The sequence below is a fragment of the Modestobacter versicolor genome, from assembly GCF_041028285.1.
Lineage (GTDB): Bacteria > Actinomycetota > Actinomycetes > Mycobacteriales > Geodermatophilaceae > Modestobacter > Modestobacter versicolor_A.
The window spans coordinates 822618-839369 of sequence record NZ_JABGDB010000002.1 but is presented as its reverse complement, the minus strand read 5'-3'; the positions used below and the strand labels follow the sequence as shown (position 1 = coordinate 839369).

Genomic DNA, 16752 nt, shown 5'->3' with positions numbered 1-16752 from the left:
GGCCTTAGGGACATCCGCGAGCGAAGTTCCGATGCGCCCCGGCGAGCATGGCCGAGTCGCTCACGGGATGCCGTGCTCGTCACGGAACAGCGCTTCGAAGTAGGTCAAGGGATCGCCGCTGTATGGGTCGAGGACGGGAGAGGGTGCTCGGCAGATTTCGCCGGAGAGCAGCAGCAGACCATGCCGACGGACCAGATCGATGACCTTGCCCGTCCAGTCATCCGTTGCTTCGGTGAGGTACAGCGTGAGCCCCGGGCCACCGTTGGGCAGTAGGACGACGGCGTAGGGAAGGACCGTCGAGACCTCGACGTCCACATAGCTGTCGTCGGGTCCGGACACTCGGAAAGCGCAGGCCCGGTCAGCGGTGTTGATCTCCGTCATCACCTCCACCGGCCCCAGTTCTGCGAGGTCGGCTTGCAAGGCGTGGTGCACGTTCTCCGCCGCCAGGTCGGCCGCCAGCGCCATATCCGGGGTTTGCAGGTCGCCGAAGGCGACCCGCAGGTAGTGATTGAGCGTCGCCAACGGCCCACTACTGGTCGGCACGATTCGAGGCTACTGGCCGCCCCTCCTAGAGGCGTCGGAACCTCGGCGAACTGTCTCAGAGTGGGCCGCTCAGGGACACCCGTGCCGGCTCGCCCGTAGGGCGGCTTCAGAGACAGTCCGTAAAGAGGTCTGCCAGGCTTGCGGGCATGGGCTGGGAGCAGCTGACCGACTTTGAGCGCGAGATGTACTTGGCGGTCGCCGAAGGAGCCTCCCTGGCCGAGGTGCCCCGCGGAGTCGACGACGGTGTTTTCGGCGGAGGAGTGCTTGGCCCGTGGGATCCGGAGGCGTGCTCGGCGCACCTCGTGCGGTGGTTCGACCAAGGGCTGATCCAGTTGTACGAGTTCGGGGACAACTCCCCTGATCGCGTGCTCTCGCCCACGATCGGGCGGGAACGCCTTGTCTCCTGGGGCCGCTGGGCGGAGGACGACGAGCGGTGGTGGCACACCTACCTCGCTGTGACCGAGGGGGCAGCGGCGGAGTTCGCCGAGGCGGCGGGACTGACTTCCACAGAGCCTGGCGAGTAGCTCCTCTGCCGACGTAGCCCTGAGTGGGCCGCTCAGGGACGCCTTCGCCGGGCTCGCGCAGAGGGCGGCCTCACAGACACTCGGGTGCACCCGCCTCATAGCCTGACCGCGTGGATGCCGCCGTACTTGGATCACGCAACGGACTTCGGCTGGAGCTGCATCCAGCTGGCTCGATGGAGCCTGGACCGATACCGATGTGGCGGGCCGTCCTCGCGGGCAGAGGCTTGAACGCTTCCTTGGACTTCGCCGAGGCTGGATGGGAGCCGCAGAGCCTGGCCGACTTCCTCGACAACATCGCAGCGGACTGGCGAGGTTGGGAGGGCGACCGGCGCTGGCAAAGTGGAGAAGCCGAGATGCGGCTATCCGTCCGGCATGACAAGACCAACACGGTCTTGGTGCTTGTGGAGCTGGAGGACGGTGCACCGCCTCACTGGCGCTGCGACGCCGAGCTGGAAGTCGACCCGGGCGTCTTCCAGCAGCTCGCGATCGAGGTTCGTCAAGCCGTCCCATAGTGGGCCGCTCAGGGACGCGAAGCGGGCTCCGGGCCAAGGAGGGACTGACTCCTGTCAAGCGGCATTACTGTCCGTCGCCATGCAGCAAGATCGCGTTTACTGGCAGGGCGTGCGCCGCCGCCTGCTGCCCGCCGTAGCAGTGGGGCTGGTAGCTGGGGTCATCCTGTGGTGGCTGGGTGGTATCGCGGCGGCTGTCTTCGTCGGCCTCGTGACCTTCGCTGCCGCTGCGCTCCTCCCGTCCCGGCCGCTTGGTGGAGGCAGGGCATAGCGTCGGTGACCCATAGTGGGCCGCCATGGGTGACCTGACGCCGGTGGCTCGTCGGGCGTCCATCCGTCTCGCCAGCCGAACGGCTCCCGGCACGGCGGCAGTCCACTGGCCGGTCCGGCTCGGACTGCGCTCCACGGCGCGAGGCCGTCCGCACAGACGATCCGCACCGGTGCGACGTCAGCTGCTCGTGATCTCCTCGGCGAGCATCAAGAGGATGCCGCTGGGGCCGCGGACGTAAGTGAGCTTGTACACGTCCTCGTACGTCGCCACGCCGCGCAGTGGGTGGCAGGCGTGGCTGGCAGCGACTGCGAGCGCCTCGTCGATGTCGTCGACCGAGAAGGCCACGCGGTGCATCCCGATCTCGTTGGGCCGGGTGGGCTCCGTCTCGATCGCGTCGGGGTGGATGTACTCGAAGAGCTCGAGGCGACCGTTGCCGTCGGGCGTCTGGAGCATCGCGATGTCGGCGTGGTTGCCGTCGAGGCCGACGGCGGTGTCGGCCCACTCACCCTTCACCGTGGAACGGCCGAGAACGGTCAACCCGAGGTCGGTGAAGAAGGTGATCGCCGCGTCGAGTTCGCGGACGGCGATGCCGACGTTCTCCAGCTTGATGGGCATGTGGCGCACGCTAGTCGGGCCGACGTCGTCCGAACCTCTCTGCGCGGCTCCGGGGGGAGCCTGACCAGGGACCGCCCGGGAGGGACGCCAGGGACGAGGCGCTGCGACATGGCACTCATTGCGTGCGACGACCGACGCCCATCGACCTCAGCGCAGCGCGCGGGCCGGGACCGGAGGGAGGCGGACGGTGCGCACGTCCTCGTCGCCGGGCAGGTCCCAGCGGTCGGTGTCCTGGTGCTGCCAGTCCGGCGCTGCCGGACACCGCCAACGACGACGCGGTGCAGGGCAACTCGGCCACCTTCTCCGTGGACGCGGTGCTGACCCAGGTCCGACCTGCGCAGCACCCGCGCGAGAGCGGCCCGGGCACCCGGGCCGGGCCCCCGCGGCACGTCAGCGGTCCAGCGCGTACCGGGTGAACAGGACGTGGTCCTCGGTCAGCAGCGACACCAGCCGGGCCCGGGCGGGGACGTCGCGCGGGCCGGGCACGAGGCCGGGCCCGGCGCCGACCAGCAGCGGGGCGATGGTGAGGTCCAGCTCGTCGACCACCCCGGCGGACAGCGCCGCATCGAACAGCGCCGGCCCGCCCTCGCACACCAGCTGGGCGAGCCCGCGGTCGGCGAGCGCGTCCAGCGCCGCGGGCAGGTCGACGTCGTCGTCGCCGCAGACCAGCACGTCCACCCCCGCGGCGGCCAGCGCGGCCCGCCGGCGGGCGTCGGCGGCCGCACAGGTGACCAGCAGCGTCGGCACGACGGCGTCGGTGACCAGCTGGTCGTCCGGGGCCAGCGACGCCCGCCGGGAGACGACGGCGATCGGCGCCTCGGCCGGCCGGCCGAGCTCCGCCCGCAGCCGCCCGACCGCGGAGTCCGCCGCCACCGGCCGGTAGCCCTCGGCCGCCGCGGTGCCGGCGCCCACCAGCACCGCGTCGGCGAGCGCCCGGAGCACCCGGAACACCCGGCGGTCACCGGGGGAGCCCAGCCCGCCGCTGCGGCCGTCGACGCTGACCGCGCCGTCCAGCGAGGCGACGAAGTTGGTCCGGACGTGCCGGCCCGGTGCGACGCGGTAGGCGTCGGCCAGGCCGGCCGGGTCGGTCGGGAGCGGCTGCACGGTCAGTGGGTCGCGAGCACGACGGCGCTCTCCGCGGGCACCGTCACCTGCGCACCCTCCAGCGTGGGCAGCTCGCCGCTGGCGAACAGCACCTCGGTCGCCGGGGTGTCCAGGTCGACCTCCCGCGGCTGGTCGGACAGGTTCGCGACCACGCGCAGCGACCCGCGGTGCACCACGATCCAGCGGTCGGCGTCGTCCCAGTGCACCTGCACCGCGGACAGGTCGGGGTCGACCAGCTCCGGGTGCGCCCGGCGCAGCGCGATCAGCGCCCGGTGCACCGCGAGCACCGAGGCGTGCGGCTCGGTGGTCGGCTCGGACCAGTCCAGCTTCGACCGGGTGAAGGTCTCCGGGTCCTGCGGGTCGGGCACGACGTCGGCGTCCCAGCCGTGCTCGGCGAACTCGCCGATCCGGCCCTCGGCGGTCGCCCGGCCCAGCTCGGGCTCGGGGTGGCTGGTGAAGAACTGCCACGGGGTCGAGGCGCCCCACTCCTCGCCCATGAAGAGCATCGGGGTGAACGGGCTGGTCAGCACCAGCGTGGCGCCGACGCCGAGCAGGCCGGGGGAGACCGAGGCGGAGATCCGGTCGCCGACCGCGCGGTTGCCGATCTGGTCGTGGTCCTGCAGGTAGCCCAGGAACTTCCAGCCCGGCAGCGCGGCGGTGTCCACCGGCCGGCCGTGGTGCCGCCTGCGGAAGCTGGACCAGTCACCGGCGTGGAAGTACGCGCCGCTGAGCACCTTGGCGAGCCCGCCGAGCCCGGCCGCGGCGAAGTCGGCGTAGTAGCCCTGGCCCTCGCCGGTCAGCTGGGTGTGCAGCGAGTGGTGGAAGTCGTCGCTCCACTGCGCGTCCAGGCCGGTGCCGCCGGCGACCCGCGGGGTGACCAGCCGCGGGTCGTTGAGGTCGCTCTCCGCGATCAGCGTCAGCGGCCGGCCCTCGGCGACGGAGAGCTTCGCGACCTCGACGGCCATCTCCTCCAGCAGGTGGGTCGCCCGCTCGTCGACCAGCGCGTGCACCGCGTCCAGCCGCAGGCCGTCGACGTGCATGTCGCGCAGCCACATCAGCGCGTTGTCCAGGATGTAGCGGCGCACCTCGTCGGAGTCCGGCCCGGACAGGTTGACCGAGTTGCCCCAGCTGTTCGCCCCGCCCTCGGCGAAGATCGGGAAGAACTCCGGCAGGTAGTTCCCCGACGGGCCGAGGTGGTTGTAGACGACGTCCTGGACGACGCCCAGCCCGCGCTGGTGGCAGGCGTCGACGAAGCGCTGGTAGCCGGCCGGACCGCCGTAGGTCTCCTGCACCGCGTACCAGGCGACGCCGTCGTAGCCCCAGTTGTGGGTGCCGTTGAACCCGTTGACGGGGAGCAGTTCGACGAAGTCGACGCCGAGGTCGACCAGGTGGTCGAGGTTGCGGGCGGCCGCGTCGAACGTGCCCTCGCGGGTGAAGGTGCCCACGTGCAGCTCGTAGACGACACCGCCGGCCAGCGGGCGGCCGGTCCACGCACCGTCGCCCCAGGCGTGGGCGGACGGGTCGAAGCGGCGGGACAGCCCGTGGACGCCGTCGGGCTGCCGGCGGGACCGCGGGTCGGGGCGCGGCGTCCCGGTGTCGTCGAGCAGGAACCCGTAGTCGGCCTCGGCCGTCGCCGGCACCGTCGCCCGCCACCAGCCGGCGTCGTCCCGGTGCATGTCGTGCACCTCGCCGTCCACCTGCAGGCGGACCCGCTCGGGCAGGGGCGCCCAGACGGAGAAGTCGACGGGCTCGGGCATGCGGGGGCCTCCAGCGTGCGGCGGTGCGGGTGCGGGGGAGTTGCCTGGACGGAAGGGTCGAGACGGGTCGATCATGCCCGGGGAGCCGAGGGTCAACCGTGCGGTGCCGCACGCCCGGGGCGACGGATGCGGGAGCATGACGAGTCCACGGACGGTCGAACTGCGGGTGCACGGCGTCAGCGGCACCCCGCCCGGGGCGGTGCTCGGCGCCCCGGTCACCGTCCAGGTGGCCGGCGACTCCCTCGGCCGCTTCCTGCGCCCCGCGTCCGGGGCCGGCCGCCCGCTGCCCGCGGCCGACGGGCAGGAGGTGGAGGCCTACCACTGGGGGCTGTTCACCTCGGGCAGCCTGACCCAGGCCCTGTGGTTCCTGCTGCTGCCCTTCGGCCTGGTCAACGCCGCGTTCTTCATGCTGCCGGCCGGTCCGCCGCGCTGGGCGCGCACGCTGGCCGCCGCGGTGCTGCGGGTGCTCGGGCTCACCCTCACCGCCGTCTTCGTGCTCGGCGTCGTGCACGTCCTGGTCGACGCGCTGGCCTGGCAGGGGCCGGGGGACGGCGACCCGGTCTGGCTCGGCCTCGCCGCGCTCGGCTGCCTGGCCGTGCTGGGCACCGTGACCCTGCTCGGCCGGCACCGGCTGCCGCCACCGCCACCCGGCCAGGACGGCGCGCTCCCGGCCCCGGACGACGACGCCGTCCGCCGGCTGACCCGGCTGGCCGAGCGGCAGTTCTACGTGCGCGAGCCGGACGCGCCCCTGCTGCGCCGGCTGCACCTGGCCGCGGGCGGGCTGGTGGTCGCCCTGCCCTTCGCCGACATGCGCCGCGACGGGCCGGGGGCGGTGACGGTCTGGACGGTCGGGCTCGCGCTGGCCGGCTGCGCGCTCGCCGTCGCCCTGCTGCACGACTCCCGCGGCGAGGTCCGCCGCCTGCTGGGCACCCGGGGCCCGCTGCCGCCGTCGGAGGACGTCGGTGCCGCGTCCCGGGCCTGGGAGGTCCTCACCGCCGTGCTGCTGGCGGTGTCCGGCCTGGCGGTGGCGGTCGCGGTCGTCCGGGCGCTGCGCGACACCCCGCCGCAGCGCGGGCTGCTCCCCGGCCTGTCCGGCTTCACCTTCGTCCTGCTGCTCTGCGGGCTGGTGGCGCTGGTCGTGCTGTTCTGCCTGGTCGAGACGCTGGCCCGGGCCGCCCGCCGCGCCGCAGAGGCGGTGGAGGCCGACTCGCCGGACGGCGTGCCGGCGCCCTTCCGGCCCTACGCCGGCGGCACGGCGGCCTGGGTGGTCGCCACCCTCGCGGTGTTCGTGGGGATCGGCTTCAGCGTCGGGCTCAGCTACGCGACGAGCTGGCTGCTCGGCCGGCTGGGGGAGCGCGTCACCCTGCCGGAGGTGCACGAGCGGGTCGCCTACAGCTGGGGCGTGGCCGCCTGCCTGGTGCTCCTCCTCGCCGGCGCCGCGGCCTGCTGGCGGTGGCTGGCGGCCGGTGCCATCCGCACCGAGGTGCGCGCTGACTTCGGCGTGCCGCCGGCCGGGCCCGGGCCGGTGCCGCAGCTGGTGGACCCGGCGGTCCGCGGCACCTGGCTCGGCCGGCTGAAGGAGCAGGTGGGCTGGGTCGGTGCCCTGTTCGCCGCGGTCGGCGCGCTGCTCAGCCTGGGCGTCGCCGCCGAGTTCCGGCCGGGCCGCGGGGCCTCCGACGTCGTCCCCCCACCGCTGGGGTGGCTCAGCGAGCGGGCGGACGACGGGGCAGGGCCGGTGCTGGTCCCGGTGGGCATCGTGCTGCTCAGCGTCTTCGCGGCCGGGCTGCTGCGCGCCGGGCGCGGGGCGCTGTTCTCCGCCGACCGGCGCCGGGTGCTCAACGTGGTGTGGGACGTGGTCGCCTTCTGGCCGCGGGAGACCCACCCGATCGCGCCGCCGCCGTACTCGCAGCGGGCCGTGCGGGACCTCGCCGACCGGGTCACCTGGCACCTGCGGCACGGCGCGGACCGGGTGCTGCTGGCCGGGCACAGCCAGGGCAGCCTGATCTGCGTCGCGGCGCTGCTGCGGGTGCCCGCCGAGCTGCACGGGCGGATCGCGCTGGTGACGCACGGGTCGCAGCTCCGGCATTCCTACGCCCGGGCGTTCCCCGGCTACGTGAACGCCCCGCTGCTGCGCTGGGTGCTCGGCCGGCTCGACGACCGCTGGGTCAGCCTCTACCGGGACACCGACCCGATCGGCGGGCCGGTGCTCGCCTGGGGCCGGCAGCCGACCGCCGAGGCGCCCACCGGCAGCGTCGGCTGGTCGACGCGGCTGACCAGCACCGGGCTGCGCACTGCGGACGACGTGCCCGGCCCGCTGGGTGAGCGGCGCAGCGGCCGGGAGTGGCGGCTGCTGGACCCCGCCCCGGTCGACCCGCAGCTGCGGCCCTGGCCGGGCGCCCGCGGGCACGGCGACCACCAGCTCGACCCGGTGTGGCCGCTGGCGGTGCAGGAGGTCTGGGACCCCTGACCGGCGGGCAGCCGGGGACGACGGTCCCCGGCTGCCCTCAGCGGGTCAGGGCAGCTGCAGCTGCTGCCCGACGCGGATCGCGTTCGGGTTCGGCACCGTGGAGCCGTTGGCGGCGTGCAGGGTCTGCCAGCTGGTGCCGTGCGCGGCCGCGATCTTGCTCAGGGTGTCCCCGGCGCGCACCGTGTAGGTGCCCCCCGACGACGGGGTCGACGCCGGGGCGGCGGCCGCGGGGGCGGGTGCTGCGGCGGCCGGTCCGGCCGCGGCGGGGGTCGTCCCGCCGGTCAGCCGCTTGCCGCAGGTCGGCCAGGCACCGACGCCCTGGCCGACCAGGACCGCCTCGGCGATCTCGACCTGCTGGGCCGGCGTGGCCAGGTCGGCCCGCGGCGCGTAGGCCCCGCCGCCGAACGCCAGCCACGTCGACGAGCTGAACTGCAGCCCGCCGTAGTAGCCGTTGCCGGTGTTGATCTGCCAGTTGCCGCCGGACTCGCACTGGGCGACGCCGGTCCAGTCGTGCTCGGCCGCCGAGGCCGGGGCGGCCAGGACGCCGATGCCGACAGCGGCGGCGCCCAGGGTGACGGCGCCCCCGCGGAGCAGGGTGCGGGCGCGCGTCATCGAGGTGTGCTCGGACATGGGTGATCCTCCGATCACCGCCTGCGGGGTGAGCTGTCGGGTTCGGGCGATCGTTGCCCGGCCCGCCGTGCGTGGTGCGCACGGCGCGGCTTCACCCCAAGACGCGCGGACGCGTCGGGAACCTGGGTCCCCCGCCCCCGTCCTGGGTTCGACTCGGGGTCAGGCGACCGGCGGACGGGGTTGGGCGGTCCGGTGCCTCGTGCCCGTCCGGTGTGGCCCGGGCACGGCGTCCACTGTCAACGAGACCGCCCGGTTCCGCTCGGCCGCCCGAGCGGGCGCCGGGCATATCCGCAGGACGGCCCACGACAGGCCGGGCCGGGGACGCCTCAGCGTCCCCGGCCCGTCACCGTCCGTCGCTCGTCGCCGGCGCACGTTCCTGGTGCACCGACCCGAGCCGCGGATCCACCGTCAGGCGCGCACCAGCAGCGCCACCGGGAGCCGGCCCAGCACCTCGGGGAGCGGGGCCCCACCGGCGGTGGAGACGACGCGGGTGCCGGTCAGCAGGTCCTGCCAGGCACCGGTGGGCAGGTGCAGCGCGGTGTCGCCCCAGCCGGTCGCGGCCAGGTGCACCGGACGGCGGGTGACGACGGTGACCACCTCGCCGCGGTCGAAGGCGACGACCGAGTCCGCGGCCGTGCCGGTGGCCTCCACCGGGGTGTACCCGGTGAACGCCTCCGGGTGGTCGCGCCGGTGCCGGAGCGCCCGGGAGACCACCAGCAGCTTCGCCGCCCCGGTCTCGTCGACCGGCGGCACCCAGCCGGTGTCCAGCCGGGTGAGCAGCTCGCGGCGCAGCGCGTAGTCGACCGGACGGCGGTTGTCCGGGTCGACCAGCGAGAAGTCCCAGAGCTCGGTGCCCTGGTAGACGTCCGGGACCCCGGGCATCGTCAGCTGCAGCAGCTTCTGCGACAGCGAGTTGACGTACCCGGACGGCGCGACCCGGGCGACGAAGCGCTCGAGCTCGGCGTGCGTCGTCGGGTCGTCGAAGGCGGCGTCGACCAGCGCGTGCAGCTGGTCCTCGAACTCCTGCACCGGGTTGGTCCAGGTGGTCGAGGTGCCGGCCTCCCGGGCGGCCTTCTCCACGTAGGCGTGCGCCCGCTCGCGGGACAGCGGCCAGGCGCCGACCAGGTTCTGCCACACCAGGTGGGCCAGCGACCGGTCGGCCAGCGGGTGCCGCTGCACCAGCCCGCGCACCAGCTGGGCCCACTCGCTGGGCACCTCGGCCAGCACCGCCAGCCGCGCCCGCACGTCCTCGCTGCGCTTGGTGTCGTGCGTCGACAGCGTCGTCATCGAGGCCGGCTTGACCGCCTGGCGGTGCTGCTGCGCGGCGTGGAACTGCGCGACCGTCGTCCCGAACCGGGCCGGGTCGCCGCCCACCTCGTTGAGCGCGACGAACCGGGCCCACCGGTAGTAGGCGCTGTCCTCGACGCCCTTGGCCATGACCGGCCCGGACGTCTGCTCGAAGCGGGTGGCCAGCTCGGTGCCGGCGGTGCCCAGCAGCGGGTGCAGCGCGTCGACGGCGGCGGTGAGGTCGGGGCGCCGCTGCTTGACCGCGGCGACCGTCTCGTCCAGGTGCTCCCGGCCGTCGGGCAGGTAGCTGCGGTAGACGGGGAAGCTGGCCAGCAGCTCGGCGAGGCCCTCGGTGACCTGCTCGGCCGGGACGCCCGGCAGCTCGCCGACGATCCGGTGCAGCCGGGCCACCTCCGAGCCGAGCATGCCGTCGGTGACCTCGCGCTTGCAGTCGTGCACCAGCTGCGCGTAGTCGACCTGACGGCCGGCCAGCTCGGTGTCCAGTGCGGTGATCGCCGGCTCGCCCGCCGGGTCGACCAGCACGCCGTCGACCTCGGTGAGCGCGTCGTACCCCGTCGTCCCGGCCGTCCGCCAGCTCTCCGGGAGCTCCTCGCCGGGCTCGAGGATCTTCTCCACCACGGTCCACCGGTCGCCGGTCGCGGCGGCCAGGGCGTCCAGGTAGCCCTTCGGGTCGGCGAGGCCGTCGGGGTGGTCGATCCGCAGCGCGTCCACCGAGCCGTCCTCGACCAGCTCGACGACCAGCGCGTGGGTGGCCCGGAAGACCTCCGGGTCCTCCACCCGCAGCCCGGCGAGGGTGTTGATGGCGAAGAACCGGCGGTAGTTCAGCTGGTCGTCGGCCCGCCGCCAGTCGACCAGCTCGTAGTGCTGCCGGTCGTGCACCTCCTGCGGGGTGCCCTCGCCGGTGCCCGGGGCGATCGGGAAGCGGTTGTCGTAGTAGTGCAGCTCGCCGGCGACCACCTTCAGCTCGGCGACGTCGTCGGCGCTGCCGAGCACCGGGATGCGCACCCGGCCGTTCCCGAAGTCCCAGTCGACGTCGAAGGCGTCGGCGTGGGCGCTGTCCCGGCCGTGCTGCAGCAGGTCCCACCACCAGCCCGACTCGGCCGGGTCGCTGACGCCCATGTGGTTGGGCACCAGGTCCAGCACGAGGCCGAGCCCGTGGTCGTGCAGCGCGGCGACGAACCGGTCGAAGCCGGCCCGCCCGCCGCGCGGCTCGTCGATGTGCGCGTGGTCGACGGTGTCGTAGCCGTGCGTGCTCCCGGCCGCCGACCGCAGCAGCGGCGAGGAGTAGGCGTGCGTCACGCCGAGGTCGGCGACGTAACCGGCCACCGCCGCGGCGTCGTCCAGGGTGAAGTCGGCCGTCACCTGGAGCCGGTAGGTGCCCGCGGGCACCTCCCGGCGCCGGCCGTGCTCCCCGGCGGTCTGCCCGGTGGTCTGCTCGGTCACGGAGCCGCCTGCAGGACGACGGTGGCGCGGGCCGCGACGGTCAGCGTCTCGCCGGCCTTGACCTGAACCGGCTCGACCTCGCCCAGCTCGGCGGTGTCCACGACGACGGTCCAGCCCTCGGCGTAGTCGGCGCCGGGCAGGGTGAAGTCGATCGGGTCGTGGTGGGCGTTGAAGACCAGGTAGAAGCAGTCGTCGACGACCTCCTCGCCGCGCTCGTCGGTCTCCCGGATGCCGTGGCCGTTGAGGTACATGCCCAGCGACTTGGCGAAGCCGACGTCCCAGTCGTCGTCGTCCATCAGCTCGCCGGCCGAGGTGAGCCAGGCGATGTCCTGCACCGGGTCGCCCTCCTCGCGGCGCACCGGACGGCCGTGGAAGAACCGGCGGCGGCGGAACGTCGGGTGGTCGTTGCGCAGCTTGGTCACCAGCTTGGTGAACTCCAGCAGCCCCTCGTCGACGTCCTCCCAGTCGATCCAGGTGAGCTCGGAGTCCTGGCAGTAGCCGTTGTTGTTGCCGCCCTGGCTGCGGCCCAGCTCGTCGCCGTGCAGCAGCATCGGCACGCCCTGGCTGAGCATCAGCGAGGCGATGAAGTTGCGCCGCTGCTGCGCGCGCAGCGCAAGGATCTCGGGGTCCTCGGTCTCGCCCTCGACCCCGCAGTTCCAGCTGCGGTTGTGGCTCTCGCCGTCGTTGTTGTCCTCGCCGTTGGCCTCGTTGTGCTTCTCGTTGTAGGAGACCAGGTCGTCGAGGGTGAAGCCGTCGTGCGCGGTGACGAAGTTGATGCTGGCCACCGGGCGCCGGCCGGAGTGCTGGTAGAGGTCGGCCGACCCGGTGATCCGGCTGGCGAACTCGCCGATCGTCGCGTCCTCGCCGCGCCAGAAGTCACGGACGGTGTCCCGGTACTTGCCGTTCCACTCGGTCCACAGCGCCGGGAAGTTGCCGACCTGGTAGCCGCCGTCACCGATGTCCCACGGCTCGGCGATCAGCTTCACCTGGCTGACGATCGGGTCCTGGTGGCACAGGTCGAAGAACGCCGACAGCCGGTCGACCTCGTGGAACTGCCGGGCCAGGGACGACGCCAGGTCGAAGCGGAACCCGTCGACGTGCATCTCGGTGACCCAGTAGCGCAGCGAGTCCATGATCAGCTGCAGCGACTGCGGCGTGCGGACGTTGAGCGAGTTCCCCGTGCCGGTGGTGTCCATGTAGTACTGCTTGTCGTCCTCGACCAGCCGGTAGTAGGCCTGGTTGTCGATGCCGCGGAACGACAGCGTCGGGCCCATGTGGTTGCCCTCGGCGGTGTGGTTGTAGACGACGTCGAGGATGACCTCGATGCCCGCCTCGTGCAGGGCGCGGACCATGCCCTTGAACTCCTGCACCTGCTGGCCGTCGGTCTGCTGCGCGTACTCGTTGTGCGGCGCGAAGAAGCCGATCGTGTTGTAGCCCCAGTAGTTGCGCAGGCCCTTCTGCAGCAGCGTGTCGTCCTGCACGAACTGGTGCACCGGCATCAGCTCGATCGCGGTGATCCCCAGGTCCTGCAGGTGCTCGATGATCGCCGGGTGGGCCACGCCGGCGTAGGTGCCGCGGAGCTCCTCGGGGATGCGCGGGTGCGTCATCGTCAGGCCCTTGACGTGGGCCTCGTAGATGACCGTCTTGTTGTAGGGGGTCTTCGGCGGACGGTCGACGCCCCAGTCGAAGTACGGGTTGATCACGACGGACTTCGGCATGTGCGCCGCCGAGTCGTCGTCGTTCTTGTCGCCGGTCTCGAAGCGGTAGCCGAAGACCGCCTCGTCCCAGTCGACCTGGCCGTCGATGGCCTTGGCGTAGGGGTCGAGCAGCAGCTTGTTCGGGTTGCAGCGGTGGCCCTGCGCGGGGTCGTGCGGGCCGTGCACCCGGAAGCCGTAGCGCTGGCCGGGCTGGATGCCGGGGAGGAAGGCGTGCCAGACGTAGGCGTCCATCTCGGGGAGCCGGACGCGCTCCTCGTTGCCGGCCTCGTCGAACAGGCACAGCTCGACCTTCTCGGCCACCTCGCTGAAGATCGCGAAGTTGGTGCCGGTGCCGTCGTAGGTCGCTCCGAGGGGGTAGGCAGAGCCGGGCCACACCTGGGTGGTCATGAAGGGGTCGTCCTCCTGAAGCAGTGCGCCGCTGCGCGGGTGCGCAGGCGCGGGTCGTGGCGGCTGGACCCGGGGGTCCGGGGACCGATGCCCGCTGCACGGCCCCCGCACACCTGATCATGAGCCAGGACACCCGATCATGGGCAAGGACACATGATCATGGGCCAGGACACCTGATCATGGGCCAGGACACCTCTGCGGTGGGCGCCGGTGCGGACGTCCCCTGGTCAGGAGTCTGCCAAGAGGACGTCCCGGCCGGCCGGGGACCGGGCGCGGTGGTGTCCGGGCGCGGTGGTGTCCGGGCCGCTGGGCGCGGGGGCGACGGCCGTGCGCCCACCGGGGACGACGACGCCCCCCGCGGCTGGCCGCGGGGGGCGTCGTACGCGGCCCGGGGACCCCGGACCCGGCGGCAGTCGACCGGCCCCCACCGACCTCGCCCGGCGTCCGGGTGGCACTGGTGGGGGAGCGGCGCGTGCCCGCTGGTGCGGGGAGCACGGTAGGGCCTGCGCAGCGCGCGGACAAGCGTGCAGCGCGGCGCCGCGCCGACCGGTCGCACCACCGGCCCCACCAGCCGCGCGGCGTCCCGGACGCCGACCGGCCCGTTCTGTCGCACCCCCGTCGTACCGTCGTCCCGTGTCCACCTCCACCGACATCCGGCCCACCCGCGGGCGGTTCCGTGTCGTCAGCGAGTACGAGCCCTCCGGCGACCAGCCGACGGCGATCAAGGCGCTGGCCGAGCGGGTCAACGCCGGCGACACCGACACCGTGCTGCTCGGCGCCACGGGCACCGGCAAGTCGGCGACCACCGCCTGGCTGATCGAGCAGGTCCAGCGCCCGACGCTGGTCATGGCCCCGAACAAGACGCTGGCCGCGCAGCTGGCCAACGAGTTCAAGGAGCTCATGCCCGACGCGGCGGTGGAGTACTTCGTCTCCTACTACGACTACTACCAGCCCGAGGCCTACGTCCCGCAGACGGACACCTACATCGAGAAGGACTCCTCGATCAACGAGGAGGTGGAGCGGCTGCGGCACTCGGCGACCAACAGCCTGCTCACCCGGCGCGACGTCATCGTCGTCTCGACCGTGTCCTGCATCTACGGCCTGGGCACGCCGCAGGAGTACGTCGAGCGCGCGCTCAAGGTGAAGGTGGGGGAGCAACGGTCCCAGGAGGAGCTGCTGCGCACCCTGGTCACCGAGCAGTACACCCGCAACGACCTGTCGTTCACCCGCGGCACCTTCCGGGTCCGCGGCGACACGATCGAGATCTTCCCGGTGTACGAGGAGCTGGCTTGCCGGATCGAGATGTTCGGCGACGAGATCGAGCGGCTGTACTACCTGCACCCGCTCACCGGTGAGGTCGTCCGCGAGGTCGACGAGTTGTTCGTCTTCCCGGCCACCCACTACGTCGCCGGGCCGGAGCGGATGGAACGGGCGATCGGCAGCATCGAGGCCGAGCTGGAGCAGCGGCTGGCCGAGCTCGACCGGCAGGGCAAGCTGCTGGAGTCCCAGCGGCTGCGCATGCGCACCACCTACGACATCGAGATGATGCGGCAGGTCGGCTTCTGCTCGGGCATCGAGAACTACTCGCGGCACATCGACGGCCGGGCGCCGGGCAGTGCCGGCGCCTGCCTGATCGACTACTTCCCCGACGACTTCCTGCTGGTCATCGACGAGTCGCACGTGACGGTGCCGCAGATCGGCGGCATGTACGAGGGCGACATGAGCCGCAAGCGCACGCTGGTCGAGCACGGCTTCCGGCTGCCCTCGGCGATGGACAACCGCCCGCTGAAGTGGGAGGAGTTCACCGACCGGATCCACCAGACCGTCTACCTGTCGGCCACGCCGGGGCACTACGAGCTCGGCCGGGTCCAGGGTGACGTCGTCGAGCAGGTGATCCGCCCGACCGGTCTGGTCGACCCCGAGGTGGTCGTCAAGCCGACGAAGGGCCAGATCGACGACCTGGTGCACGAGATCCGGCTCCGCACCGAGAAGGACGAGCGCATCCTGGTCACCACGCTGACCAAGAAGATGTCCGAGGACCTCACCGACTACCTGCTCGAGCTGGGCATCAAGGTGCGCTACCTGCACTCCGAGGTGGACACGCTGCGCCGGGTCGAGCTGCTGCGCGAGCTGCGGCAGGGCGAGTACGACGTGCTGGTCGGCATCAACCTGCTGCGCGAGGGTCTCGACCTGCCCGAGGTGTCGCTGGTGGCGATCCTCGACGCGGACAAGGAGGGCTTCCTCCGCTCGGGCACCTCGCTGATCCAGACCATCGGCCGGGCGGCGCGCAACGTCTCCGGCCAGGTGCACATGTACGCCGACAAGATCACCCCGTCGATGGCCCAGGCGATCGACGAGACGAGCCGGCGCCGCGAGAAGCAGATCGCCTACAACACCGAGCACGGCATCGACCCGACGCCACTGCGGAAGAAGATCGTCGACATCCTCGACGGGATCTACAAGACCGCCGAGGACACCGAGGCGGCGACCGAGCTGCTGGGTGGGTCGGGCCGCCAGCAGTCGCGCGGCAAGTCGCCGGTGCCGGGGCTGTCGTCGAAGGGCAAGGCCAAGGCCGGGTCGATCGACGTGCAGGGCCTGCCCCGCAACGAGCTGGCCGACATGATCACGAACATGAACGAGCAGATGCTGGCCGCGGCCCGCGAGCTGCAGTTCGAGGTCGCCGCCCGGCTGCGTGACGAGCTGAACGAGCTCAAGCGCGAGCTGCGCCAGTTCGACGCCGCCCACGCCTGACCCCGCACCGCCGCTGAACGCCCACGGCCCATTCCGCCGTCGGAGTGGGCCGTGGGCGTCCACGGTCGCCGGTGCCCACAGCCGTCGCGGCAGGATCGGCTGGTGACCGCTGACGAGGACCCTGGCTGGTACGGCGTCCGCTGCGTCTTCCGGCGCAGCTGGCCCGGTGACCGTGCCGGTCAGGTTGCCGGCGTCGCGTCGTACGAGGAACGGGTGACCCTGTGGCGGGCCGGGTCCTTCGACGCCGCCATCGCGCTCGGGGAGGCCGAGGCGACGGAGTACGCGGCGCTCCTCGAGGACGTCACCGCTCTCGCCTTCGTCCAGGCCTACGCGCTGGCCGAGCCGCCCGGCCACGGTGCGGAGGTGTTCTCGTCGATCCGGGACAGCGCCCTGACGCCCGACGACTACCTCGACCAGTTCTTCGACACGGGCAGGGAGCGCCAGCACACCGTGGACTGAACCCGCCGCCGGCCGGTAGCGGGACGGCGGGCGCTGGGTGCCAGGTGGGGGCCGGGGGAGTGGCAGCAAGCGCACGTCGTCCAGGCCGGGATGGTCCGGCCGAGGAGAAGTGCGCTGGCCGGGAACTCGGGTCGCCGGTTGAGCGTTCACCGACAGACGGACCGGGTTCGCTGGGCGATGACGCCTGCGCCGACCGGGTCCGACGTGGAGGGGAGTATCCCCGCGCGGCAACGTCGTCAACACGAGGTCCGATGACCTCCGGCGCT

General features: G+C 72.8%; 12 protein-coding genes and 1 riboswitch. Of the genes, 5 read left to right on the top strand and 7 right to left on the bottom strand.

Annotated elements, in window-relative coordinates:
* Nucleotides 1-60 precede the first annotated feature (60 nt).
* Complete coding sequence (locus HL054_RS10370; RefSeq protein ID WP_369138892.1) at nt 61-543, bottom strand: hypothetical protein; 483 nt, start codon at nt 541-543, stop codon at nt 61-63.
* Nucleotides 544-689: 146 nt separating this feature from the next.
* Between HL054_RS10370 and HL054_RS10365 the strand changes: the two genes are divergently transcribed.
* Entirely contained in the window at nt 690-1067 is a 378-nt protein-coding gene (locus HL054_RS10365; protein WP_369138891.1) for a hypothetical protein, read from the top strand.
* Between the two features lie 173 nt (nt 1068-1240).
* Nucleotides 1241-1579 (top strand): DUF6228 family protein, encoded by a 339-nt coding sequence (locus tag HL054_RS10360; RefSeq protein WP_369139082.1) that lies wholly within the window; start codon nt 1241-1243, stop codon nt 1577-1579.
* A 445-nt stretch (nt 1580-2024) separates the two neighbouring features.
* Here the strand turns inward: HL054_RS10360 and HL054_RS10355 are convergent, their stop codons facing one another.
* The 3 genes from HL054_RS10355 to treZ form a co-directional block, all read right to left on the bottom strand.
* Entirely contained in the window at nt 2025-2462 is a 438-nt protein-coding gene (locus HL054_RS10355) for a VOC family protein (RefSeq protein WP_369138890.1), read from the bottom strand.
* A gap of 390 nt (nt 2463-2852) precedes the next feature.
* On the bottom strand, nt 2853-3566 hold the full coding sequence (locus HL054_RS10350; protein ID WP_369138889.1) for a dihydrofolate reductase family protein: 714 nt from the start codon (nt 3564-3566) through the stop codon (nt 2853-2855).
* 2 nt (nt 3567-3568) lie between these two features.
* Nucleotides 3569-5323 (bottom strand): malto-oligosyltrehalose trehalohydrolase, encoded by a 1755-nt coding sequence (gene treZ, locus HL054_RS10345; protein WP_369138887.1) that lies wholly within the window; start codon nt 5321-5323, stop codon nt 3569-3571.
* 136 nt (nt 5324-5459) lie between these two features.
* Here treZ and HL054_RS10340 point away from each other — a divergent pair, with 136 nt between their 5' ends.
* A complete protein-coding gene (locus HL054_RS10340; RefSeq protein ID WP_369138886.1) occupies nt 5460-7790 on the top strand; it encodes an alpha/beta-hydrolase N-terminal domain-containing protein in 2331 nt (776 codons plus the stop codon).
* A gap of 45 nt (nt 7791-7835) precedes the next feature.
* Here the strand turns inward: HL054_RS10340 and HL054_RS10335 are convergent, their stop codons facing one another.
* From HL054_RS10335 to glgX, 3 genes are all read right to left on the bottom strand, one after another.
* A complete protein-coding gene (locus HL054_RS10335) occupies nt 7836-8420 on the bottom strand; it encodes a transglycosylase family protein (RefSeq protein ID WP_369138885.1) in 585 nt (194 codons plus the stop codon).
* A 3-nt stretch (nt 8421-8423) separates the two neighbouring features.
* Nucleotides 8424-8584: riboswitch (cyclic di-AMP (ydaO/yuaA leader) on the bottom strand.
* A gap of 244 nt (nt 8585-8828) precedes the next feature.
* Nucleotides 8829-11171, bottom strand: a complete 2343-nt coding sequence (gene treY / locus HL054_RS10330; RefSeq protein ID WP_369138884.1) for a malto-oligosyltrehalose synthase — start codon at nt 11169-11171, stop codon at nt 8829-8831.
* A complete protein-coding gene (gene glgX, locus HL054_RS10325; RefSeq protein ID WP_369138883.1) occupies nt 11168-13276 on the bottom strand; it encodes a glycogen debranching protein GlgX in 2109 nt (702 codons plus the stop codon). The genes treY and glgX overlap by 4 nt, the downstream gene beginning before the upstream one ends.
* Before the next feature lie 633 nt (nt 13277-13909).
* Here glgX and uvrB point away from each other — a divergent pair.
* On the top strand, nt 13910-16027 hold the full coding sequence (gene uvrB, locus HL054_RS10320) for an excinuclease ABC subunit UvrB (RefSeq protein WP_369138882.1): 2118 nt from the start codon (nt 13910-13912) through the stop codon (nt 16025-16027).
* A 102-nt stretch (nt 16028-16129) separates the two neighbouring features.
* On the top strand, nt 16130-16486 hold the full coding sequence (locus HL054_RS10315) for a hypothetical protein (RefSeq protein ID WP_369138881.1): 357 nt from the start codon (nt 16130-16132) through the stop codon (nt 16484-16486).
* Nucleotides 16487-16752: the final 266 nt, after the last annotated feature.